The sequence below is a fragment of the Kaistella sp. SH40-3 genome (assembly GCF_030686865.1).
GTDB lineage: Bacteria > Bacteroidota > Bacteroidia > Flavobacteriales > Weeksellaceae > Kaistella.
This window is the reverse complement of the sequence record NZ_JAQYUS010000003.1, coordinates 159,737-183,583: the sequence shown is the minus strand read 5'-3', so window position 1 is coordinate 183,583 and position 23,847 is coordinate 159,737. Positions and strand designations below refer to the sequence as shown.

The following is a 23,847-nucleotide window of genomic DNA, read 5'->3' as shown; positions in this document are numbered from 1 at the left end:
GAGCGATTCTAAAAACACAAATGATTTTAAACTAAGCCAGTCGAGTGGCTTAGTTTATTTTTGCGAAATTCGCAGAATCTGGATTATAATTATCCCATATTTTCCAGTGATTATCGAAGTTTTTGATAAAGTAAAACTGCGTATTGATATGATTTATAATGTAATTGTTTTCTTGCTCATCTTTAAAAACCAAATTCCAGAATTCTTCTGTTTTAATTACTTTTAATTTAGAATCTTCAGAAACCGTAGTGATTTTAAAAATTTCATAATTAGACCGGTTGTTTTCTGTAACAAAAACCAGATTTTTTTTTCTCTTTTCCTGCAGATATAAATTTGTTCGTTCTAATATTGGAGAATCTTTGCAAACGGTAGTTGAGATCTTTTCCAGATTGATGGTGGGCAAATATTTCAACGCTTCAAACTGAAATTCACAAAATTTGGTAATTAATTCTTTGTCAGATAAATGATTACTGGAATCTTCTTCCAGTGTCAAATTAGTTCCCTGTTTAAAGTGATGGATATAATCATTCAAATCATTTTTGCCCAGGAAGATGCAAAGTTTATCTAATGTTTTAATGAAACGTAAATCATTATGCGTCTTAATTTGATAGTCGTTTTCGAAAAACCGCTGTAAAGTAATTGGGGAAATCGTGATACCCAAACTTAATCTTCTCGCATCAGTAGAAGTTATTGATTGGGCTAAATTGTCGGATATGAGATCTGCCAAAATTACAAACTGACTTCTTTTCCATTCCTTCATCATTCCTAAAATAGAAGATTTCAAATCAGGGTGATTTTTAATATCTGCTTTTATTGCATTGTAGATTTTTTCCAAATTAGTTTCCTTTAACTGACAAATATAATATTCTTATCAAAGAAAAGGAGAGATAGGTGATTATTTAACAAATTTTTTCTGCAATTGTCTCTTGGAATAAAAATTTTAAACAAAAAATTCCCAGTGAAAACTGGGAATTTGTACTGTTCAATATTATTTAGACCAGAACTTTAAATCGATCAAACGCGGCTGCATCAAGCATTTCTCTATCGTCAGGATGTGCAATCTCGATTAATGCTTTTGCTCTTTGACGTAAATTTTTACCATACAAATAAGCCACACCGTATTCAGTAACTACATAATGAATATGTCCTCTTGTTGTTACAACTCCGGCGCCCTGTTTTAGGAAAGGTGCAATTCTCGGAATTCCTTTTTTGGTTCTGGAAGAAATTGCGATAATCGGTTTACCGCCGTCAGAAAGTGCTGCACCACGCATGAAATCCATTTGACCGCCAATTCCACTGAACTGAAGCGTACCAATAGAATCTGCACAAACCTGTCCCGTTAAATCTATTTCAATGGCGGAATTAATCGCGACCATTTTTTTATTTTTCATGATATTGATAGGATAGTTCACATGCTCCACATCCATAAATTCGAAGGATGGATTATCATCAATATAATCATAAAGTTTGCGGGTTCCGAAAGCGAAACTGGTAATTGTTCTGTTAAGATGCGTTCCTTTATATTTATTCGTAATCACATCATTAGCAACCAAATCTACAATTCCGTCGCTGATCATTTCTGTGTGTATTCCCAGATCTTTGTGATTTTGCAGGCATTTTAAAACGGCATCAGGAATGGTACCGATTCCCATTTGTAAAGTTGAACGGTCATCAATTAATTCAGCCACATTTTTACCGATCAACATTTCACAGTCACCAACTTTAGCACCATAATCAATGGTTAACAATTCTTCTTCGTGCCACACCATTTTGTGGATTTTAGAATAATGAATCATTCCATCTCCATGTGTTCTTGGCATTCTCGGGTTTACCTGAGCAATGATGATTTTCGCAGTATCTACCGCACTTCTCGCTACGTCAATAGATGTTCCTAAAGTACAATATCCGTGAGCATCTGGTGGAGAAACGGTTACCATCGCAACATCAATTGGCAGTAATCCTCTTTTAAAAAGAATAGGAATTTCACTTAAGAATACGGGAACAAAATCACCACGATCCGAATTCACTGCCTCACGAACAGGCGTTGATACGAACAATGAATTGATGTAAAAACTATCTTTATATTGAGGTTTCGCCACTTCCACATTTCCTTGTTGTGTGATGGAAACAAACTCTACACCTCTCAATCTGGATGATTGTCTTGCCAATTCACTAATCAAAAGATTGGGTGTACAGGCGCTACCATGAGAAAAAATTCTGTCACCACTTTGTATTAATGAAACCGCTTCTTCGGCGCTTACATACTGAATCATATTTTTATTTTTTTTATATATAATTTTTCCTGGAAGTTATTTTCGTCTTCCACTCCCGATTAAGTTGCGTTGGGCTGCAAACTTCGAATTTTTAAAAGAGATTTAATAATTTGAAACTGTTTACTTCTCAAAATTAATTATTTCATTTCAGAATTGAAATGAGCAATATCAGTTTTGATAAAAGTCATAAAGTAATTATTCCTGACTGCGATCTTCCAAATGGTTTTCATCAGATTCCAGCCAAGAAGTTACATAAGAAGGATCTTCAATTTTCATGGCTTCCTCCGTAATTTTAAAAGGTCTGAAAGGATCCACCATCACCGCAAATTCTTCCGTAGATTTTTTGCCAATGCTGCGTTCCATTGCTCCGGGATGCGGTCCATGAACAATTCCGCCTGGATGAAGCGTGAAATCCATTAAATCGATATGATTGCGACTCATGAAATCTCCTTCAGTATAAAACAGAACTTCATCAGAATCGATGTTGGAATGATTGTAAGGTGCCGGAATCGCTTGCGGATGATAATCGTACATTCTGGCCACAAACGAACAAACCACGAAGTTATGCGCTTCGAAATTCTGATGAATCGGCGGCGGTAAATGAACGCGACCCGTAATCGGTTCAAAGTTTTTAATATTGAATTTATAAGGATAAAAATAACCATCCCAACCAACAACATCAAATGGATGCGTGGCGTAAATGAAATCCCAGATTTGATCTTCTTTTTTTACTTTAATTAAAAATTCTCCTTTTTCATCGATCGGTTCCACAAAAGTTGGCGCAATCATATCCCGTTCGCAAAAAGGCGAATGTTCCAGCATTTGGCCAAACTCATTTCTATACCTTTTTGGAGTGTAAATTGGCGAATGACTTTCTATAAAAAGAAGGGTGTTTTTTTCGTCTTTAAATTCTATAGAATAAATCGTTCCTCGTGGGATGATGAGGTAGTCACCGTAGGAAAATTCAAGGTTTCCTAAAAATGTTTTCAGGGTTCCACTTCCTTCATGAATGAAAAGAAGTTCGTCGCATTCTGCATTTTTATAAAAATAATCGGTGGATTTTTTAGGTTTTGCAAGACCTAATTTCAAGTCGTTATTCACTAATAAAATTTTGCGACTGTCGATAAAATCGTTTTCCTGCGTAACGTTCATTCCTTTGAACATTCGTGGCGTTACGTTTTTATTTACCGCAATTTTCGGCGAAACATCTTTCGGTTCGCTGATTGATTTTATTTGCGTTGGTCGGTGAATGTGATATAATAAAGAAGAAATGCCGTGAAATCCTTCGGTACCGAAAAGTTGTTCGTAGTAAAATTGGTCATCCTGTGATTTGAAAACAGTATGTCTTTTTTGAGGAATTTTTCCGGCCTGCTGATAACTCATTTTTTACATTTTTAGATAGGTAAATTTAACGAAATTTTCAGACTTGCAGAAAAGGATGACTAAAGACTTTTCTATTTATGTAAAACTCATAACGGGTTCGTAGAAATCCTCTTCCATCACGCCAAACTGCTGAGAAAGTAGTTTTACGCCATCGATGTTTTTAATTAAATTTTCATCAGAAGATGAAACAGGAATTTCCCCGATATTGGTTTGTAGCGTAAATGAATTGTTCGATTTTTGAAAATCAGTTTCTGTAAATTCTAACTTTCGAAAGAAGTTTTCTGATTGATCCACCATTTCAGAAATACTTGAGTGATAAATTAAAATACCACCAGCAGTAATTTTATTTATTAATGGTAATAAAATATCGTCAGAAAATTCTGATGTTATTAGAGCAATATTAGGTTCAAATAAAGTTGCTTTCACCAAATCAGCAGTTTCCAGAATAATGAAATCGCTGTTCGAATTATTGAATTGACCATTTTCTAAGTAATAATCGAAATCCTTTCCGTGAAAATGGAGGACTTCAAGCAATAATTTCATTACAGAAGGTTGCGTACTTAGAACAAGAACTCGGGTTTTGTTTTTAAATTCCTCGAAGATATTTTCCATCGGTCCGGTCAGATTATTTTTAAGATTCAGTTTTTATATTGCTGTCAATCACTTGCTGAAAGGCAGAAACAATCTTATCCCAATGCTCTTTGTTTTTTGGCATAATCAAAGAAGCGTCACTTTTACTTCCGGTATTATCGCCTTTTTTAACATTGATTTCGACCGAAATATTATCATACAGTTTCTTGTAATCTTCCTGAATTTTTCTAAACTTATTTTCAGTCAGTGTATTTTCGATATTTTTCAGATCATCATTAGAAAGCGTAAAATCTTTTTTAATGTTTTTTCCAAGTCCTTCAAAAGAATAATGGGCTTTATTTCCTTTGATGAGCAGGTTTTCATAAATCGGAGAAATACCACCGCTTCTGGCAAAACTATAATCGAAATCAGAATATTTTTTTTGACTGTTGCATCCTGCTAAAATGATCATTAGAAAGGTAAAAATCAGTTTCTTCATAACAATTCTCATTAATTTTTAACTTCAGTTTTTTGAGCTTTAAGTTCTTCGTCGTAATCATGTAGAACGTTAAAATCTTCGGTTTGTTCTATGGCAACCATTATTTTGTGCATGATTACGCGGGCATCATCATTTTCATAATCAATGTCCAAAGGAGGTTTGAACTCCATCGTTGGTTTGCAACCAGTCACTTTTACGCGCAAACCTTTTTTATCAAACGCGCGACGGAAACCATTAATTTTTATTGGAATAACAATTGGCTTTTGATTTTTTACCAGTTTGGCTGTTCCTTTTCTACCTTGTGCAAAGGCAGAAGTTGTTCCTTGCGGAAAGGTAATCACCCAACCATTGTCGAGCGCTTTCATAATGTTTTCAACTTCTGTTAAATCCACCATTCTGTTTACGTTGTGACCTTCTGCTCGCCAGGTTCTTTTTACGGTTACTGCTCCTGCTAATTTAAAAATCTTCGTCATGAAACCTTTGTTCATGGTTTCTTCAGCCGCCACATAATAGATGTCAACTTTAGGATTTAAGAGATAAATAGGATTTTTAATTGAATTTAAATAACCATTATTTACTGCGCAGAAAGCCTGATACATCGCCGCAACATCAGCGAAATAAGTTTGATGATTGGATACGAAAAGCACATTGGAATCTGGAAGATCAACTAAGTTTTCAGTACCAGAAATCTTCAATTTATTAAAACCATTGAACCTTCTGTAGGAAACCATTCCTAAGATAAAAATAATCAGTCTCTTCAGGAAATACAGATTACCAAAGGCATCCGTGAAAATATTTTTCTTGGCCATTATCTAATTAACATAGTCCGCGAATTTACAAATTTTTCAGCAACTGACTAAACTCGCTTAATATCATGGAAGTCGCGCCCCAAATGATATAACCGTTAAAATCGATTACCGGAACTTTCACGCCGCGGGAACTTGGTAAAACTCTCATTTCAGGTTCGTTAGCCAAACTGAGAATTGACGAAATCGGGAATTCAATCAACTCAACTGCTTCGGTTTCCTGAAGGATAAATTCAGGATTTTTCTTGGTGTAGGAAACGAACGCTTTCACGTAAAAGTTGCTCGGCGGAATATAAATCGGTGAAAGTTCGCGGATGATTCTAATATAATGTTCATCAATTCCTACTTCTTCCGAAGTTTCACGTTTTGCCGTTGCCGCAAAATGAGGATCGAAATCTTCTTTTTTTCCGCCTGGTAAAGAAATTTGTCCGCTGTGTCGGTCGCGTTCATTTTCACTGCGAACGATGAGTGGCAAATACCATTCGTTATTTTTTAAATATAATAAAATATTGACCGCGGCGAATTTTGGGTTTTTTGTTAAAATTTCGTCGTAGGAATAAAGCGGTCGGTAAGGTGGTGAGTAAATTTCGTGCGCGGCTTCACCCTGAAGTGTGGCCTGTTGTATTTTTGTGAGTAAATCTCTGCCAAAGGTTTTCATGACGTAAATTTAAGGAATTTGTCTTTGAAACTGTTTTAAATGAAAGTTAAATTTATTAAGAATTAGTTCAAAAATTCAGTCGCACAATAATCGATGAGATAGGAGTTTTTGTTTTTAACCAAAGTAACTTCATTTAATGTTTGATACTGATTTCCATAATCCACAAACACCCGATATTTTAAATCTGATATTTTCTCTATTTTTACATTTTTAATGTTTTCCATATCATCTTGACCACGACCGAATAGCCAAGGTTCCATATCTTTTCTCAAGGGATAGATCTGTGACCATTTTTCTTGATACTTCTTTTTGGCGAGTGGCATTTCTTCGTCAGACAAATTAGTCGCGCCATAAATTTCTTCAGAATCAATCATAAATTCATAGAATCTTTTGGTCGTTGCTTGTTCTTCGGTTTCGAGATAGAAACAAAATTTATTTCCGTTCCTGCATTTGAAGAGATTTTTTAACCATTCTTTCGCCGGATCTTTTGAAATATCATTTTCTACATTTTTCTCATTGTCAGGAAGAGCGATACCTTCGTCGACCTGAGCGGAAAGAGTTGCTGCTTCTTTGGTTTCTGTATTTTGGGAAACTGTAGTTTCTTTACTTTGAGTACAAGCCTGCAGGAATAGAATTGCTGAAAAAAGATAGATTAGTTTTATCATGATGCATTTTTTACCTAATAAAAATATATTTTCTTTTCTAAAAATAGGTAATCTTTTCTAAATCAAATGTTTTGATGTCGGTCCCTCTTTTTATTTTTATGGTGATTTTTGATAGTTCTTTTTCAATTCTATTCAGATAATATTGGCAAGATTGTTCACTGTTTAAATTTTCTAAACTAATACCATTGATACTTAATATTTCGTCGTTCATTACTAGAGGAATATTTTTATCCTTAAATACTAATGCGATAATTGCTTTGTTGTTGACGAAACGGTAACTGAACCCGAAACTTTCATAGTTTGTTTGAGGTTGATTAACAGGTTTTAAATAGAGGTTGTTTTTCTTCCAGTCCAATATGAATTCATAATTTTTTAAAAATTGGTTTCCTAATAAATTTAATGTTCCAGTCTCTAAAACTTGATTTTCAAATTCCTCATTTTCCAACGTCAATTTGTTCAGTCTAAAGATATATTCAACTGTTTCTTTTGCTGGTCCGTATGTACTGACCGAATTTATTCCTTTTGTCAAAAGATATTGATCTTTCGGAATGTTCTCTGGAACATTAAACTCATTTTTATTAATTTGAATTTTACCACTGAACGCGGTATCAAGTTCCAGAGAAATATCTTTATTTTTTATTTTTGATTTTATAAAAGGTATTTTCTGTCTGTTTGATTTAAATGGATTGTGCTGTAATCGTTATTGTTGGTTAAAAGTTTTAAATCTTTAGATACCAGCATTGAATTCTCTAAATAATTTATTTTCCAAAAAAGCAGCGCCATTTGATTTGAACCGATAAGTCCATCAACTTCCAAACATTTGAATTCTGGTTGTGTTAAATCAATAACAATTGCACCAACATTTTTAAAAGATAAATTTCCGATGCTAATCTCTGGTACAAATGTGAAGGTTTGTTTTTGAACTTTGTTTTGAGAATCGCCAACTTCAGATTCGAAAATACTTTCTAAACCGAGCTCTTTATAAATTGCAGATGAAATTATTGTAGGTGCTCCAGTATCGAACAGAAAATTGTAAGCCTTTCCGCCAATAATGACTTCTACAAAAGGCAAGTCATTAATAAAGTGTAGTGGCAATTTTTCCACAGATTTGCCCAGTTTAACAGTTCCAGTATTAAAAAAATTTCTATTCTGCGAAGAAAAGTGGGAAGGTAAGAGGATGATAAAAAGGTAAAGTAGATATTTCAACATAAAAAATAGTTTTAAAATGTCACAGTGTTTTTAATTGCTCAGTCTGTTTAAGTGTTATTTCCCAGAATTATAGCCTTCATTATATCTTTCTTTGGAATGATGAAACACTGTCTTTCCAATCTCAAACACTTCCAATAAAAAAAGTGAAAATTCCTAAAAGTGAAAATTTTACATTTCTTTTGTTGGTTTTGTTAATTTAGTTTTTTTGCAAATTAATGATAATAGGTTGAAATTACCCATTGAATCTCAAAACTACAACATTTTTAATTTACCATCTTTTTAATTTTAGCTACTTTTGCAAATCTCTTTAAAATAACAGTTTGGAAACTCAGGAACTAATTTTTAATCCTCAGGATATTGCAGAAACGCTCAGCCAACTTAAGGCTGATGAGCGTCTTTTGGCATTTCTAAAGGTTCCCAAACAATATAAGGCAGATGTATTTTCGCATTTAGATCCCGATTTCCAGGAAGAAACGATTCGAAGTATTGCCAGTGAAGACGCTTCTGAAATTCTGAACTCGATGAGTCCGGATGACAGAACGGCCTTGTTTGAGGATTTTCCAGATGAGTTGATTCGTTATTCCATCAATCATCTTAATCCACAGGAAAGAAGAATCGCCCTGAAACTATTGGGTTATCATGTTGATTCGATTGCGCGTTTGATGACGCCGTATTATATTCAGATTCGTAAAGAATGGACGGTAAAAAGATGTTTCCAGCAAATTAAAAAAGTCGGCAAGAAAGTAGAAACCATGAACCATCTTTATGTGGTTGATGAAAAAAACCGCTTGGTCGATGATATTGCAATAGGCTCTTTATTGCTTGCCGAAGAAGATACTTTGATTTCGGAAATTACAGATAATCATTTTGTTGCCATTACTACAACCACAACCAAGGAAGATGCGGTAACCTATTTCGAAAAATATGACCGGTCTGCTTTGCCAATTGTAACTGAAGCCGGCGTTTTGGTGGGTATCGTAACCATAGATGATATCCTCGATCAGATTGAAGCACAAAATACCGAGGATATTCAGAAATTCGGGGGTGTAGATGCGCTGGATATGCCTTATACGCAAACCTCGTGGACAGAGATGATCAAGAAAAGAGGAACCTGGTTGGTCATCCTTTTCTTTTCGGAAATGTTAACAGCCTCAGCGATGGGATTTTTCGAACATGAAATTGAAAAAGCAGTAGTCCTCGCACTTTTTGTTCCGTTGATTATTTCTAGTGGTGGTAACTCGGGATCGCAGGCGGCAACGTTGATTATTCGTGCCATGGCACTGCAGGAAATTGGGTTGAAAGATTGGTGGTATGTGATGCGAAAAGAAATTGTGTCCGGAGTTTTTCTGGGTGGAATTTTGGGAATCATCGGTTTCATTAGAATTATGATGTGGCAAGAATTGGGACTGTATGACTATGGTGAACATTGGTTTTATATCGCATTGAGTATCGCTGTTTCCCTTTTATTAATCATACTTTGGGGAACACTTTCCGGCTCTATGATTCCTTTTGTTTTAAAGAAATTTAAACTTGATCCGGCAACTTCTTCCGCACCTTTTGTCGCAACACTGGTCGATGTAACCGGTTTGATTATCTATTTCACTGTCGCTGGATTGCTTTTGGCAGGTAAACTTCTTTAATTTTTATGAAAATCATTTCGCTGGTTCCCAGCATTACCGAAACGCTTTTTGATTTTGGCTTAACTGATGATGAGGTTATTGGCAGAACGAAATTCTGTATTCATCCCTCAGATTTGGTAAAAAATGTTGAAGTAATTGGTGGAACTAAAAATTTGAATATCGATAAAATTAAATCTTTAAAACCTGATTTAATCATCGCCAATAAAGAAGAAAATGAAAAAATTCAGGTCGAGGAATTGATGAAAGATTTTAAAGTTTGGGTGACTGATATCGAAACTTTAGAAGACAATCGAGATTTTATTTCTGAACTCGGAAAGACTTTAAATAAGGAAAATTTAGCAGAAGATTTTAATCAGAAAATTGCGTCAGTTTTTAATAATATTAAAGTTTCTGATCGTAAAAAAGTGGCGTATTTAATCTGGAAGAATCCTTATATGACCGTTGGTTCTGACACATTTATTAATGAAGTTTTAAAGAAATTAGGCTTTGAAAATTTCTTTAAAAACAGAACAAGATATCCCGAAGTCTCGGTTGAAGAATTGAAAGATGCGGATGTGATTTTTCTTTCTTCAGAACCATTTCCTTTTCAGCAAAAACATATTGATGAACTTCTATTCCAACTTCCAGAAAAAGAAATCATTTTGGTTGATGGTGAAGCATTTTCGTGGTTTGGAACGCATTTAATAAAGGTTGATAATTATTTGAAAAGATTATCTTTTAAGTTTTCATAAAAATAAAAGGACTCTTCTAAGAAAAGTCCTTTATTATATTTAAAGTTTGACCATTAAATTTTCGCCATTTCTGCTTTAATTTTGTTTTGTAATCCTTCTGTTGCAATTACCAAAGGCAATCTTACATAGTTTTTGCAAATTCCCATTTCTGCTAAAATCGTCTTAATTCCGGCCGGATTTCCTTCAGCGAAAATCAGTCGTGTAATTTCTACCATTTTATTGTGAATTTCATAGGCTTCTTTTACTCTTCCGTCGAAAGCTAATTGAACCATGGTTGAAAATTCTTTCGGATATCCTTGTCCAATTACTGATATAACTCCTTGCCCACCTGCTAAAGTTACTGGAAGCGTAAATTCGTCATCACCAGAAACCAAGTTGAAACCCTCTGGTTTTTGACGTAAAATATCGAAATACTGATTGATATTCGGTCCGGCTTCTTTAATTAAAAAGATATTGGGAAAATCATTTGCTATTCTTAAGGTTGTAGAAGCGTCGATATTTTGTCCTGTACGAGCTGGAACATTATAAATAATTAATTTTTTACCTGTTCCTGCTAACATTTTGTAATGCTGGTAAAGTCCTTCTTGATTAGGTCTATTATAATAAGGAGATACAGAAAGTACAGCTTCAAAAGCCGATAAATCTGTTTCTTCGATTTGTCTTTTTACTTCCATAGTGTCGTTCCCCCCAATGCCTAGAACTAAAGGGAGACGATTGTTATTAATCATTATAATATGTTGAATGACTGCTTTTTTTTCTTCATTTGAAAGAGTTGCTACTTCTGCAGTCGTTCCTAAAACAACCAAATAATTTGTCCCGTTATTGATGTTGAATTCTACCAATTTGGTTAGAGAATCAAAATCTACAGATAAATCTTCATTGAAAGGCGTTACCAACGCTACTCCTAAACCTTTTAAATTGCTCATTTTTATAAAATTAATGTTTCAAAAATACGAAAATTAATATGAGAATTTATCAAAAAAAAGGATTAGTTTATATTCATATCTTTATATTTGCAAGAATACATTTAAAGCCCATGAAGACCAAATATCTGATTTCGGGGTTAGCGCTTTTGTCGATTTTATCGTGTAGAACGCCGCTTAACATTGCCAGTGTGCAGGCCGAAAAAAATATTTCTATATCGAAAGATTTACCCGAAGATGAAAATTTTAAAAATATCATTGAACCGTACAAAATAGAATTGGATGGTAAAATGAATACTAAAATTTCTCACACCTCCGTAGATTTGACCAAGCAAGGTGACGACAGTAATTTGGGGAACCTTTTGGCCGATTTTACATTTGAAGGGGCTGATGACTGGGCGAAAGCAAATGGGATCGAGAATGGTGTTGATGGTGCCGTAATTAATATTGGTGGAATCAGAACTACAATTGGAGCGGGAGATATTTTGACCAAACAGATTTATGAAGTGATGCCATTTGAAAATGAAGTCATAATTATGAAAATGAAAGGATCCGACCTACAGGGACTTTTTGATTATTACCTAAAAACGCTAAAAAACAATCCTGTTTCCCATATTGTTATCGAAACGGATACGGATAAAATCACGAATCAACTGATCAATGGAAAACCGATCGATGTGAATAAAACCTATTATATTGCAACGTCCGATTATTTGGCTTTAGGTGGAGATAATATGGATTATTTTAAAAAAGGAGAAATGATTTCAACAGGTATAAAATTGAGGGATTTGTTTTTAGAGAAATTTAAAGAAAATCCAGAAATAAAAGTGCCGACAGATCTGCGCCTTAATTTTAAAAATAAAAAAAACAAAACCGATGAATAGGAAGCGTTTTCTTAAAACCCTTGGTGGTGGAACATTGGCGATGACTTTGGCGCCAAATTTATTAATGGCTGACAGTTTTTCGGCTTTAAATCTTGCATCAGAATATCAACTTACGATTCTTCATACCAATGATCAACATAGTAGAATTGAACCTTTCGATTCTAGTTATACCCGCAATCCAAATCAAGGTGGTTTTGCCCGGCGTGCTGCTTTAGTGCAGAAAATTAGAAGCGAAGAAAGTAATGTTCTTTTGCTCGATTCTGGTGATACTTTTCAGGGAACGCCTTACTTTAATTTCTTTGGTGGCGAACTTGAATTTAAGTTAATGTCGATGATGGGTTATGATGCTTCTACCATGGGAAATCATGATTTCGATAATGGTCTGGCAGGATTTAAAAAAGTGAGACCAGTTGCAAAATTTCCCTTTATTTGTTCCAATTATGATTTTAAAAATACAATACTCGACGGTGAAACTGAAAAATATAAAGTCTTTAATAAAAACGGAATTAAAGTAGGAATCTTCGGTGTTGGAATCCAGTTAGAAGGTTTGGTAGGAAAGAAAGATTATGGCGAAACTGAATATTTGGACCCGATTGAAATCTCTGAACATTATTCTGATTTTTTAAGAAAGGAAAAAAAATGCGATTTGGTGATTTGTCTTTCTCATATTGGGTATGACTATAAAGATGATCCAAAGAAAATATCCGACAAAATTTTGGCGGCAAAAACAGATGGAATCGATTTGATTTTAGGTGGTCATACGCATACCTTTTTACCCGAACCACAATCTTTTATGAATAGAAAAGGCAAGAATGTTTTGGTCAATCAAGTCGGGTGGGCTGGTTTACTTTTAGGTAAAATTAATTTTTATTTTGATAAAAATAAGAACGTGAAAAATATTTCATGGAACAATCAAGTTATAGATGATCGCATTTTAGTGTAATACTATGAAAAAAATAATACTGTTTTTATTTTGTGTGTCTGCGTTGAATCTTTCTTCTCAGATTATTTCATCCAGCAAATGGACTGATTTATTTTCTTACAATAATGTTTTAAGTATTCGGGAAGATAATGGTAAACTCATTGCTGCTACAGAAAATGGAATATTTTATTACACTCTACAGTCTGGTGAACTTAAAAAATTATCAAAAGCCAATGGTCTCCACGAAGTAAAAATATCAGCCTTTGATTATAACCCAGAAACCAAAATTGGATTGGTGGGTTACAAAAATGGTTCGATGGATGTAATTACTCCAGAGGGAATTACGTATGTTGTTGATATTCCTATTGCAACGGGATATTCTGGCGATAAAAAAATTAACCATATTTCGATCAACGGCAATTTAGCAGTAATATCGGTGGGTTATGGAGTATCAATATTTAAATTAGATAAAAAGGAATTTGCGGAAACGTGTTTTTTCCCAAGTGGAGTAAGAGAAGCAATAATTACGAAAGATAAAATTGTTTATGCCACTACATCCCAAGGCTTGAAATCTAAAGGAACTGAAGAAAAAGATTTTCCTATTTATGATAAATGGAAGACGATTACTGGCGGAAATTTAACTCAAATATCAAATGGGAATTTAATTGCTTATGCAACGCTTACTCAAGTTTATTACGGGACGGGGACTGCATTTACTCCGATAACTCAAAGTTTCTCGAGTATTCAAGATGTTTTAGTAACCGCACAAAATATTATTGTTACGGATAGTCATAAAGTTTATATTTATGATTTATCTGGAAATATCATTAAAACCTACGAGGCAAATGAAAATTTAAATACTGCATTTTTATCAAATTCGAAATTATATAAAGGTTCTAAATTATCGGGTATTCTTAATGAAGAGGGAGATAAAATTAAACCAGATGGGCCTTATAATAATACTTCCTATAAAATTAATATTCAAGGAGAGCAAATAGTCATTTCGACAGGGGGGAGAGATGCTTACAATTCGCCTACCTATAGAAATCTTGGGTACTATCATTTTGATGGTAGCACATGGAATTATCCAGATTTCTTTAAAAATTTTTCTGGACCATTAAATGTCTTAGATGTCGTTATCAATCCTGTTAAACCAGACGAAATCTTTTTTGTTAACCAAACCTTTGTAGATAATAATATGGGTATCTATCGGATGAAGAATAACGAATTTGTAAAAAATTATGAAACAGTCGGAACTTTATATAATCGGATTGGAGGATTAACTTTCGACGAAAATAATCAACTTTTTGTTTCTAGGGCAAAAGATGATGTCCTTATTGGGTTTTATTTATATAATGCTAGTGCCGATGCATTCTCTTCAATAAATGTCGTATCAGGAACATCTGTTCAGAAACCGCTTGCAAATTCTGGAATTCTATATATTCCTGCTCCTAGGACCAATGGAGGATTACTTATGTATGATTATAAAAATACAGCAACAACTTTGAGTGATGACCGTTTCAAAATATTAAAAAAAAATAATAATCTGCCAACTGAAAGAGTTGTTTCTGTAGCACTTGATAAAAATGGTGATGTTTGGATTGGAACGCAGGGAGGTCTTCGGATTCTGCAAAACCCTTCAGCAGCAATTGATGAAGATAATCCCCAAGCCGATCCTATAATTATCGAAGAGAATGGAGTAGGTGAAGAACTTTTCAGAGACAGTCATGTTTTACAAATAGAAGTTGACCAAGGAAATCAGAAATGGGTTTCTATTGATGATGGTGGTGTGTTTTATTTGAGTTCTAACGGGGAGCAAACTTTAAAACAATTTACCAGAGCCAATTCTCCTCTTCCCACCAACAGTGTTACCGATATAAAAGTAGATAGTAAAACCGGAAAAGTGTATTTTGTGACTTTAGATGGAGTAGTTGTTTACCAAGGGGATGTATTAGAGGTTACTGAAAATTTCGGAGATGTTTTGGTGTATCCAAATCCAGTTATTTATGCGCAGTATAAAGGCAATGTTCGTATTCGCGGATTAGCCGCCAAAACGAATATTAGAATAACTGATGCAGCCGGAAATTTGGTTCATCAGGCCATAGCACGAGGTGGATCTTATGAGTGGAATCTTGCTAATAATCGCGGTGTACGTGTTGCTTCTGGAATTTATTTTGTTTTAATGACCAATGAAGATGGAACCGATACGTCCACGGCTAAAATTGCGGTGGTGAATTAATGCAAGTCCAAAATTGCTTTCTCCTTTCTTATGTAAAATATGGTGACAATGATGCCGTTTTGCATTGTTTCTCCGCAGAAAATGGCTTCCAAAGTTTTTTTGCCAAAGGAATCTATGCGGCTAAAAATAAAAAGAAACCTTATCTTTTTCCATTAAATCTTCTAAGTATTACAATAACGAAAACTGTTGCTGAGAATAGTATTGCCCGCATTTCTAAAATTGAATTAGCTCCAAATCATTATGATTTTGAAGAAGTATCCCTCAATTCAATTGTGTTTTTTACAGCCGATTTTTTACATCAGGTTTTGCGTGAAGAAGGAAAAAACCATCTTCTTTTTACTGAAATAGAAGCAGTAAGAAAAGAAATAAGTCTTAAAAATTACGATGCCTATTTGGTTTTTATTTTTAAATTTCTAATTATTTCAGGAGTTGCACCTCTGAAAGGAGATCAAAAATTCCTAAATCCAGAAAGTGGACTTTTTGAAGATGAAATCTCCCATCTTTTTTTTAATGAAACTATTTCTATGCTTTGGAAACGATTTTTAAATGCAGACAATGGTTACGAAATACGCTTAAAACGAAGTGAAAGAAGTGCCTTCTTAGATTCATTAATGATCTACTGTCAGATTCATATTACAGGCTTTTATACGCCAAATTCTTTAGCAGTAGTTCGTCAGATTTTCGAATAATATCTCATTTTTAAACATAAAAAAAGTTCCTTGTAATAAGGAACTTTATCTATTTAATGGAGAAATATTTTTAACGTGGAGTTGTTTTATAAATCTGGAAGTTAAAAACAAAACTTCTATTTCTAAAAGAGATTCCTACATAGTTGAAGTGGTTGTCACGAGCAAATGCAGCACGAGATGGAACAATAATTACCCCTTGTAAATTATAGTTGCTGTCATCTGGAATATCAAATGCTTTAAATTTTTTCAAAGCTTCTTGAAATCCTTCTATTTCATAATAACTGTGTTGTTTCGGTTCACCCGCTGGAGCATTGGCTAAAATTGATTCTTTTACATAATAGTAAGCAGGATCAACTTCTGGTGTTCCAGTGCCACCAATTGTATTTTTAAATGGATAGGCAGAATTAAAAGAAACGACATCGTCTGTATTTGTTGCAACATAAGTCACCGTATTACTCATCATGGTAAGAATGTCTGTAGCACCAATATCTTTTCCTGGAGTCGGTTGAGCACCCGGTCTTACTATGTAAATCACTCCAGATGGAAGCGTAACAGGATTTAATTTTGATAATTTCACATTTACAGTATCGGTCTTTTCCAAGTCTTTAATGTTTCCTTTTGCATCTAAATAATGAGTTTCCAGAAACTTTTGTGCGGCCTGATCATCGTAACTATTTTGGGTTTCTATACTTACTTCTGGCACTATTTCGTTATCGTCTTTTCTACAAGAGGTAATTGCGATTGAAGCCAAAGCAAGGAATAAGAATGTTTTTTTCATATTTAATATTATCATTAAATTGCTAAAATTATTTAATTCAGCAAAAGTATAAATAAAATATGAGAATAGATAAGTTTTTATGGTGTGTTCGCTTTTATAAAACAAGAAGCATTGCTGCCGATGAAATTAAAAAAAACCGGGTGTCACTTGCAGGACAGACCGTAAAATCCTCCAGAGAGGTCAAACCAGGTGATTTAATAAAGATTAAAAAAAACCAAATCGACTATCAGGTAGAAATTTTACAGATTCCAAAAAGCAGAGTTGGTCCAAAGTTAGTTCCGCTTCATATCGTAGATCGTACCGAGAAAGAGCAGTATGAAATTTTGAAATTACGCAAACTCAGCCAAGAACATTATCGAAATAAAGGAGAAGGCAGACCGACTAAAAAAGACCGTCGCGATTTTGATGATTTTGTTGGTGCAGATATCGACTCTGATATGGCAGACGGTGATTGGGATTTGTTTTTCAGTGAAGTTGATGATTCTAAAGAAGATTAAAATAAAGCAATAATTTCATGCACAATTTCTTCTGGAGTTTTAGAATTGGTACTTACAGTGTGTTTTGCCTGTCCGTAAAACACTTGTCTTTCGAAAAGATGTTTGGCAATAAACTCTGGTAAATCTTCATCTGGAATTTTAGCGATGAGCGGACGTTTATGTTTTTGTTTCGACAAGCGTTCTACTAGAGTTCCTACAGATGTTCGCAAATAGATGCTTTCGCTTTTCGAGGTAATGAGGTCAATATTATTATAATAAGCCGGAGTGCCACCGCCTAAACTCAAAATACAATCTTTTTCGGTGTTAAGAATCTCTTCCAAAAGACTTCTTTCTTCTTTTCTAAAGTAGATTTCCCCTCTTTTTTCGAAGATTTCGGGAATAGTCATGTTAAATTTTAGAAAAATTTCCTTGTCAAGATCAATTAATTTTAAATTTAATTTTTGGCTCAAAACTTTGGAAATGTGAGATTTGCCGCTTCCCATGTACCCGATAAGTGAAATGATCATATTTTTATTTTGTACAAAGTTCCAAAAAAATTTTGAATTTTTAAAAAAAGAAGTATCTTTGCACCACTTTAAAACGAGAATATAATTCTGCAGATTTAATGGTGACCGACTCGGTAGCTCAGCTGGTAGAGCAATACACTTTTAATGTATGGGTCCTGGGTTCGAATCCCAGCCGGGTCACAAGCGAAAAGATTTCGTCTCGTAAATCAACGGCGCGACGGCTTTTTTTTGCCTGCGTGGTGAAATTGGTAGACACGCCATCTTGAGGGGGTGGTTTCCTATGGATGTGCTGGTTCGAGTCCAGTCGCAGGCACAACAACGCATTCGTAGGGATCAAGTAATTTATAATAATTAATCTCTCACTTATTTTTAAAAACCGACTCGGTAGCTCAGCTGGTAGAGCAATACACTTTTAATGTATGGGTCCTGGGTTCGAATCCCAGCCGGGTCACTAAATTACTTCTTCGGAGGTAATTTTTTTTTCATATTAATATTTTGTGAATTGGTGTTCAAAAGTCTTCCCATAAAGAAGACTTTTGTTGCTTAATCAGCCTAATCCAAGTGCATATTATCAATCAACCGCACATCACCAACATTTACTACAATAAAAGCGCGATACTTTTTGTCTTTATAAAAGAAATCGGTTTGTTTTAAAGTTTGTTCATCGGCGATTTCAAAATATTCTAAAGTCATTCCGCGTTGATCATCAAAAATATCTTTTACGCGCTGGTTAATTTCAGCAATTGAGATAATTCGAAACCAATCATTTATTTTTAATAAAGTTTCGTGAATCACTTTTGCAGAATCTCTTTGAAGATGGCTTAAACGTTCGTTACGTGAACTCATGGCAAGCCCGTTTTCTTCGCGATAGATTGAAACACCATGAATTTTTATCGGGAGTTTTAATTGCGCTACTAGTTTTTCTATAATCGCCAGTTGCTGAAAATCCTTTTCACCAAAATATGCATTGTCGGGTTTTACCTGACGCAACAATTCCTCAACCACTGTTCCTACACCATCAAAATGGCCTGGCCGGGATTTTCCTTCCATCTCATTTTCTAAACCGTCGAAATTATAGGATTTGCTTTGTAATCCTTCAGGATATAGATCTGCTACTTCTGGTAAATATACAGCATCCACAATTCCTGTGTTTTCCAATAGCAAAATGTCGCGTTCGGTATTTCGTGGATATTTCTCTAAATCATTTGGGTTATTAAATTGGGTGGGATTTACAAAAATAGAAGAAATTACTAAATCGTTTTCTCTATCGGCGATTTGGTATAAGGAAAGATGACCCTGGTGCAAGGCACCCATTGTAGGAGCAAACCCAATTCTCTTGCCCATTTCTTTCTGTCTTTCAACATAGTCTGTTAGCGTTTTTTTGTTTCTAAAGATTTCCATATTTATTTTAATAATCATTGTAAAAATAATAAATTCCCTGAAATTGATGTCATGAATATTGATAATTTATCTGTTAATAGTATCGATTTTTTAAGGATTGGTCTTAATGAAGGTTAATGTCAGATTATTAGTTTAAATTTTTGTAATTTTGCAGCGCAGAATATTCTGCTCACAAACTTAGTAGATAGATAGAATTTATGCAGAACCAAAAGATTTTATATGTAACCACAGAGATGTTTCCTTATCAAGAAGACAGCAATATGGCGACCATGGTAAGTAAAATGGCACTTAAAATGCACCAGGACGGAAATGATGTTAGAGTTTTTATGCCAAGATTTGGACAAATCAGCGAAAGAAAATTTCAATTGCATGAAGTGATTCGTCTTTCTGGTATGAATATTATTATTAACGATTTAGATCAACCCTTAATTATAAAAGTTGCATCGTTGCCAGGGGAAAGATTGCAAGTCTATTTTATTGATAATGAGGATTATTTCAAAAGAAAGCAATTCTATATTGATGATGCTGGTAAACCTTTCACAGATAATGATGAGCGTGCTATTTTCTTCGCAAGAGGGGTAATCGAAACCATTAAAAAACTTAATTGGGTACCAGATGTAATTCACATTAATGGTTGGATGGCCTCATTTATACCTGTTTATTTAAAAACTTTCTATAAAAACGATTCTTATTTTAAAGATTCCAAACTTGTACTTTCTGTGTACAACGAAGAAAATTTAGCACTAGATAATTCTGTAGAAGAAAAAATGAAGTTCGACAATATTACCGGACTTAAAGCGTTTAAAAACCCAAACTTTCATAATTTCGTAATCGAAAGTATGGATTTGGTAGATGCGGTTGTAAAGGGCGATGAGTTCCTAGAAGAAGAACTTGATGCTGGTTTTGCAGAAACCAAAACTACAAAATCCGAGTACATAGATGCTGAAACGATCGATAAATTATACTAAATCAATTTACATTTAATGATAAGAACCATTCAAGAGTTATTCAAAATTGCTGCAACAGTAGTAATTGGAAGTTTAATTTTAGTGAATTGTGAGCCAGATGCTGATCAACTGGGATCTCAATTCTTTCAAGACGGAGCGCAGGGTACAGAAAAAACATACCCAATTGTTGCTTATAACGTAAACAACGGAGATTCGATAAGAACAGATGCAGCACGTCTGCAGAGTGCAACTTTAGGAGTGTTTACTGAATCTCAGTTTGGGATGCAGAAAGTGTCTTATGTAACTCAGGTGAGATTGCCTGCTGCAAATCCTGATTTTGGAACCAATCCAAAACTAGATTCTGCAGTGTTGGTCATTAAACCACAATATGCAATCGATTCGGTTACTTCGGTTACCAAAGATGATTATATCTTCCCAGAAGGTGCGATACCTGCGAAAAGAATCATGAATACGTATCCTATCCTTAAATATGGTAATACCAAAATCGGAGGAAAAACACTGTTGAATTTCAGAGTGCAAGAAGTTACTGACTTCTTAGGCTCTAATGCAGATCAGATTCGTTCTAACAGAAATGTAGCTGCCGGAGCACAACTTGGTACAAAAACATTTGATGGTAATGTTAGTTATGTTAAAGTAACCAAAGACGCAGATGATAGTGTTTTGCTTGAAAATCAAGCTGGCATAAGAATTAAGTTAGACAGCACCTTTTTCGCAAATAAAATTATTAATAAACCAAGTACTTCACCAGAATTTTCTGATGCAGCCTCTTTTATTAGATATTTTAAAGGAATAAGAATTTCTGTAGATGAAACTGATGGGTATATCTTCAATTTTGATCCAACCTCTATGGAACTTAATCTTTATTATAAAAGTGATAAAGTTACTAATGGAGTTACTGCCAGAGAGCAAAGTACTTACATGATGAATGTAGGAGGTTCTAATTCACACTTTAATCAAATTGAATTTAACCGTGCAGGAACACCTTCTGCTGCTGCACTTGCTGCAATTACACCGATGGATTCGATCAATGGTGCGGCGAAGATTTTTGCTCAGGGTATGGGAGGTCCAGGATTTGGACTAAAAATTCCTGATGCAACTATTGCTGCTGTTAGAAATCAATTCCAAAATGATAAGATCGGAATTGTTTCTGCTAAACTAAGAATCTATACCGATGCTGTTTCTTGGAATAAAAAATACGCAAAACCAGCAAGTTTTACGGTGAAGAAATACATTAAAAAAGAAAAGGAAAATGATCCTTACTTGAATACTTTTTTAGATGATATGAATGCACTTTATGGAACAGGAATTTATAATTTAGTAAAAGCATTCGACTTAGAAAAAAATCCGGCTTACTATGATATCGGAATTACGCAGACCTTTAAAAACATCATCGAAAAGCAAAATCCAAAAACCGGAAATTTAATTCTAAATGTTGGAACCTACACGATGGATGCCTCTGGTAATATGTTAGGTGAATTGTATCCAAATTTAGGTCCCCAGAATTTTAATACCCGAAGTTTTACTCCTAATAGAGTAGTATTGGTAGGGAAAGATCCTTTATATCCATTAAATGATCCGTCGGATCCGTTAAAGGAACTTAGACCGAAATTAATTTTGACTTACGGACAAAAATAATAACTAAAATTAAGATTATAATATGTGTGGAATTGTAGGATATACCGGTTTTCAAGATGCTTATGAAGTAGTAATTAACGGACTGCGCAGATTGGAATATAGAGGTTATGATAGTGCAGGAATTGTACTAGAAAATGATAATTCTGTTTTTAGTGTTTCTAAAACAAAAGGAAAAGTAGATGATTTGGTCGCTATTTCAAAAGATTTAGCAGGGAAATCACATGTAGGAATGGGACATACCCGTTGGGCAACGCATGGTGTTCCTAGTGATAGAAACTCACACCCGCACCTTTCAAATAACGGTAAAATTGCTTTGGTTCATAATGGGATTATCGAAAATTACGATACCCTGAAAATAATGTTGACCGAGCAAGGTTTTGTTTTCCATTCTGAGACCGATACAGAAGTTCTGGTAAACCTTATCCAGTATATTATGGATGTAAACGCAGAAATGGATTTCCCAACTGCCGTTCGTTATTCATTAAATGAAGTTTATGGTGCCTATGCAATTACGGTAATGCACGATGATTTTCCAGGATTATTGGTTGTTGCCAGATTAGGTTCTCCATTAGCAATTGGTTTGGGTGACAATGAATATTTCATTGCTTCAGATGCTTCACCTTTTGTTGAGTTTACCAAAGAAGCCGTTTATTTAGAAGAAGGTCACATGGCGACCATTTCATTGGAAAATGGTGTTGACATTAGAAATATTAAAGATAATGTGAAGATTACTCCACAAGTTCGTCAACTTAAACTAAGTTTAGAGCAAATTGAAAAAGGAGGTTACGAACATTTCATGTTAAAAGAAATTTTCGAACAACCAAAATCAATTCATGACACTTTAAGAGGAAGATTATTGGTGGAGGAAGGTATCATCAAGATGGCTGGAATCTGGGATCACCTAGAAAGACTGAATCAAGCCCAGAAAATTACCATTATTGCTTGCGGAACCTCTTGGCACGCTGGTCTTATTGGTGAGTATTTAATTGAAGAATTTGCAAGAATTCCGGTAGAAGTTGAATATGCTTCTGAATTCAGATATAGAAATCCCATCATTACCGAAAAAGATATCGTAATTGCTATTTCTCAATCAGGAGAAACTGCCGATACTATGGCTGCAATTAAAATGGCTAAGGAAAAAGGTGCTTTCGTATATGGGATTTGTAATGTGGTAGATTCGTCAATCGCTAGAGTAACAGATGCGGGTTCTTATACGCATGCAGGTCCAGAAATTGGCGTTGCTTCTACAAAAGCATTTACCTCACAGTTAACCATTCTATCTTTGATCGCTTTGAAATTAGGAAAACACAATGGCAACTTGAGTAATCAAGAGTTCATGCGTCTAATCACTGAATTAGATACGATTCCGCAGAAAGTTCAGGAAGTTTTAGATGGCACACATGAAATCACCAAAGAAATTGCAAAGCATTTCGTTGATGCTCAAAATTTCCTTTATTTAGGAAGAGGATATAACTTCCCGGCTGCCTTAGAAGGAGCATTAAAATTGAAAGAGATTTCATACATTCACGCAGAAGGATATCCAGCTGCAGAAATGAAACATGGTCCAATTGCATTAATTGATGAGAATATGCCAATCGTTATTATAGCACCTAAACAAGGTCACTATGACAAGATTGTAAGTAATGTGCAGGAAATTAAAGCAAGAAAAGGTAGAGTGATTGCAGTAGTAAACAAGGGAGACACGCAAGTAGCTTCTGTAGCGGACTATGTTATTGAGTTTCCAGAAACATCAGAATGTTTCTCTCCAATTATAGCTTCAGTACCCTTACAATTGTTAGCATACTACATTGCGGTTTATCGTGGAGCGAATGTAGATCAACCTAGAAATCTTGCAAAATCGGTTACTGTAGAATAAAAAGGTGCTAGTTTGTAAAATAATATAAACAATTTTACGTTTTGGAAAAAAAATCACAATTGTTTTTCCAAAAAATTATATATTTACCGCATAAT

Annotated in this window: 24 protein-coding genes and 3 tRNA genes; 13 read left to right on the top strand and 14 right to left on the bottom strand. The window is 34.5% G+C overall.

The features are described 5' to 3' along the window. Positions 1 to 49 precede the first annotated feature (49 nt). From PUH65_RS06740 to PUH65_RS06695, 10 genes are all read right to left on the bottom strand, one after another. Entirely contained in the window at positions 50 to 835 is a 786-nt protein-coding gene (locus tag PUH65_RS06740; RefSeq protein ID WP_305519097.1) for a hypothetical protein, read from the bottom strand. A gap of 157 nt (positions 836 to 992) precedes the next feature. Continuing rightward, a complete protein-coding gene (locus tag PUH65_RS06735) occupies positions 993 to 2,273 on the bottom strand; it encodes an acetyl-CoA hydrolase/transferase family protein (RefSeq protein WP_305519096.1) in 1,281 nt (426 codons plus the stop codon). A 195-nt stretch (positions 2,274 to 2,468) separates the two neighbouring features. Continuing rightward, the gene (locus tag PUH65_RS06730) at positions 2,469 to 3,656 is read right to left on the bottom strand and encodes a homogentisate 1,2-dioxygenase (RefSeq protein WP_305519095.1); all 1,188 of its coding nucleotides are present in this window, start codon (positions 3,654 to 3,656) and stop codon (positions 2,469 to 2,471) included. A gap of 75 nt (positions 3,657 to 3,731) precedes the next feature. Continuing rightward, complete coding sequence (locus tag PUH65_RS06725) at positions 3,732 to 4,268, bottom strand: hypothetical protein (RefSeq protein WP_305519093.1); 537 nt, start codon at positions 4,266 to 4,268, stop codon at positions 3,732 to 3,734. Positions 4,269 to 4,287: 19 nt separating this feature from the next. After that, positions 4,288 to 4,725 carry a hypothetical protein gene (locus PUH65_RS06720; RefSeq protein WP_305519092.1) on the bottom strand — a complete coding sequence of 146 codons (438 nt, stop codon included), beginning with the start codon at positions 4,723 to 4,725 and terminating at the stop codon, positions 4,288 to 4,290. An 11-nt stretch (positions 4,726 to 4,736) separates the two neighbouring features. Next, on the bottom strand, positions 4,737 to 5,534 hold the full coding sequence (locus PUH65_RS06715; RefSeq protein WP_305519091.1) for a 1-acyl-sn-glycerol-3-phosphate acyltransferase: 798 nt from the start codon (positions 5,532 to 5,534) through the stop codon (positions 4,737 to 4,739). 25 nt (positions 5,535 to 5,559) lie between these two features. Further along, positions 5,560 to 6,189 carry a CoA pyrophosphatase gene (locus tag PUH65_RS06710; protein ID WP_305519090.1) on the bottom strand — a complete coding sequence of 210 codons (630 nt, stop codon included), beginning with the start codon at positions 6,187 to 6,189 and terminating at the stop codon, positions 5,560 to 5,562. 62 nt (positions 6,190 to 6,251) lie between these two features. Beyond that, positions 6,252 to 6,854: a hypothetical protein gene (locus PUH65_RS06705; RefSeq protein ID WP_305519088.1), complete on the bottom strand. Its 603-nt coding sequence runs from the start codon at positions 6,852 to 6,854 to the stop codon at positions 6,252 to 6,254. 37 nt (positions 6,855 to 6,891) lie between these two features. Beyond that, positions 6,892 to 7,383: a PDZ domain-containing protein gene (locus tag PUH65_RS06700; RefSeq protein ID WP_305519087.1), complete on the bottom strand. Its 492-nt coding sequence runs from the start codon at positions 7,381 to 7,383 to the stop codon at positions 6,892 to 6,894. 119 nt (positions 7,384 to 7,502) lie between these two features. Continuing rightward, a complete protein-coding gene (locus tag PUH65_RS06695; protein WP_305519086.1) occupies positions 7,503 to 8,063 on the bottom strand; it encodes a retropepsin-like aspartic protease in 561 nt (186 codons plus the stop codon). A 320-nt stretch (positions 8,064 to 8,383) separates the two neighbouring features. Between PUH65_RS06695 and mgtE the strand changes: the two genes are divergently transcribed. Next, positions 8,384 to 9,703, top strand: a complete 1,320-nt coding sequence (gene mgtE, locus PUH65_RS06690; protein ID WP_305519085.1) for a magnesium transporter — start codon at positions 8,384 to 8,386, stop codon at positions 9,701 to 9,703. A gap of 5 nt (positions 9,704 to 9,708) precedes the next feature. Further along, positions 9,709 to 10,434 (top strand): ABC transporter substrate-binding protein, encoded by a 726-nt coding sequence (locus PUH65_RS06685; RefSeq protein WP_305519084.1) that lies wholly within the window; start codon positions 9,709 to 9,711, stop codon positions 10,432 to 10,434. A gap of 53 nt (positions 10,435 to 10,487) precedes the next feature. On the opposite strand, the gene dapA is transcribed toward PUH65_RS06685, so the two are convergent. Further along, entirely contained in the window at positions 10,488 to 11,360 is an 873-nt protein-coding gene (gene dapA / locus PUH65_RS06680) for a 4-hydroxy-tetrahydrodipicolinate synthase (RefSeq protein WP_305519082.1), read from the bottom strand. 110 nt (positions 11,361 to 11,470) lie between these two features. On the opposite strand from dapA, the gene PUH65_RS06675 reads away from it, so the two are divergent. The 4 genes from PUH65_RS06675 to PUH65_RS06660 are packed head-to-tail and all read left to right on the top strand — an operon-like array spanning position 11,471 to position 16,091. Next, positions 11,471 to 12,241, top strand: coding sequence for a 5'-nucleotidase C-terminal domain-containing protein (locus PUH65_RS06675; protein ID WP_305519080.1), 771 nt, complete (start codon positions 11,471 to 11,473; stop codon positions 12,239 to 12,241). Beyond that, entirely contained in the window at positions 12,234 to 13,184 is a 951-nt protein-coding gene (locus tag PUH65_RS06670) for a bifunctional UDP-sugar hydrolase/5'-nucleotidase (RefSeq protein WP_305519078.1), read from the top strand. Before PUH65_RS06675 ends, PUH65_RS06670 begins: the two co-directional genes overlap by 8 nt. A 4-nt stretch (positions 13,185 to 13,188) precedes the next feature. Further along, on the top strand, positions 13,189 to 15,402 hold the full coding sequence (locus PUH65_RS06665; protein WP_305519077.1) for a T9SS type A sorting domain-containing protein: 2,214 nt from the start codon (positions 13,189 to 13,191) through the stop codon (positions 15,400 to 15,402). Further along, positions 15,402 to 16,091, top strand: a complete 690-nt coding sequence (locus PUH65_RS06660; protein WP_305519075.1) for a DNA repair protein RecO — start codon at positions 15,402 to 15,404, stop codon at positions 16,089 to 16,091. The genes PUH65_RS06665 and PUH65_RS06660 overlap by 1 nt, the downstream gene beginning before the upstream one ends. A 70-nt stretch (positions 16,092 to 16,161) precedes the next feature. On the opposite strand, the gene PUH65_RS06655 is transcribed toward PUH65_RS06660, so the two are convergent. Beyond that, positions 16,162 to 16,869, bottom strand: a complete 708-nt coding sequence (locus tag PUH65_RS06655) for a hypothetical protein (RefSeq protein ID WP_305519073.1) — start codon at positions 16,867 to 16,869, stop codon at positions 16,162 to 16,164. A gap of 59 nt (positions 16,870 to 16,928) precedes the next feature. Between PUH65_RS06655 and PUH65_RS06650 the strand changes: the two genes are divergently transcribed. After that, positions 16,929 to 17,366, top strand: a complete 438-nt coding sequence (locus PUH65_RS06650) for an RNA-binding S4 domain-containing protein (protein ID WP_305519072.1) — start codon at positions 16,929 to 16,931, stop codon at positions 17,364 to 17,366. Here PUH65_RS06650 and PUH65_RS06645 read toward each other — a convergent pair. Continuing rightward, positions 17,363 to 17,872 (bottom strand): shikimate kinase, encoded by a 510-nt coding sequence (locus PUH65_RS06645; RefSeq protein ID WP_305519071.1) that lies wholly within the window; start codon positions 17,870 to 17,872, stop codon positions 17,363 to 17,365. The genes PUH65_RS06650 and PUH65_RS06645 overlap by 4 nt on opposite strands. A 107-nt stretch (positions 17,873 to 17,979) precedes the next feature. On the opposite strand from PUH65_RS06645, the gene PUH65_RS06640 reads away from it, so the two are divergent. The 3 genes from PUH65_RS06640 to PUH65_RS06630 all read left to right on the top strand — a co-directional run bounded on the left by PUH65_RS06640 (position 17,980) and on the right by PUH65_RS06630 (position 18,323). Next, a tRNA-Lys gene (locus PUH65_RS06640) sits at positions 17,980 to 18,052 on the top strand. Between the two features lie 50 nt (positions 18,053 to 18,102). Then, positions 18,103 to 18,185 (top strand) — tRNA-Leu (locus PUH65_RS06635). Between the two features lie 65 nt (positions 18,186 to 18,250). Next, positions 18,251 to 18,323: transfer RNA gene (locus PUH65_RS06630), tRNA-Lys, on the top strand. 101 nt (positions 18,324 to 18,424) lie between these two features. Here the strand turns inward: PUH65_RS06630 and panC are convergent. Then, positions 18,425 to 19,273 (bottom strand): pantoate--beta-alanine ligase, encoded by an 849-nt coding sequence (panC, locus tag PUH65_RS06625; protein ID WP_305519070.1) that lies wholly within the window; start codon positions 19,271 to 19,273, stop codon positions 18,425 to 18,427. Between the two features lie 197 nt (positions 19,274 to 19,470). On the opposite strand from panC, the gene PUH65_RS06620 reads away from it, so the two are divergent. The 3 genes from PUH65_RS06620 to glmS are packed head-to-tail and all read left to right on the top strand — an operon-like array spanning position 19,471 to position 23,752. Further along, positions 19,471 to 20,241 carry a glycogen/starch synthase gene (locus PUH65_RS06620; RefSeq protein WP_305519069.1) on the top strand — a complete coding sequence of 257 codons (771 nt, stop codon included), beginning with the start codon at positions 19,471 to 19,473 and terminating at the stop codon, positions 20,239 to 20,241. 15 nt (positions 20,242 to 20,256) lie between these two features. Then, on the top strand, positions 20,257 to 21,876 hold the full coding sequence (locus PUH65_RS06615) for a DUF4270 family protein (RefSeq protein WP_305519068.1): 1,620 nt from the start codon (positions 20,257 to 20,259) through the stop codon (positions 21,874 to 21,876). A 22-nt stretch (positions 21,877 to 21,898) separates the two neighbouring features. Beyond that, a complete protein-coding gene (gene glmS, locus PUH65_RS06610; RefSeq protein WP_305519067.1) occupies positions 21,899 to 23,752 on the top strand; it encodes a glutamine--fructose-6-phosphate transaminase (isomerizing) in 1,854 nt (617 codons plus the stop codon). Positions 23,753 to 23,847: the final 95 nt, after the last annotated feature.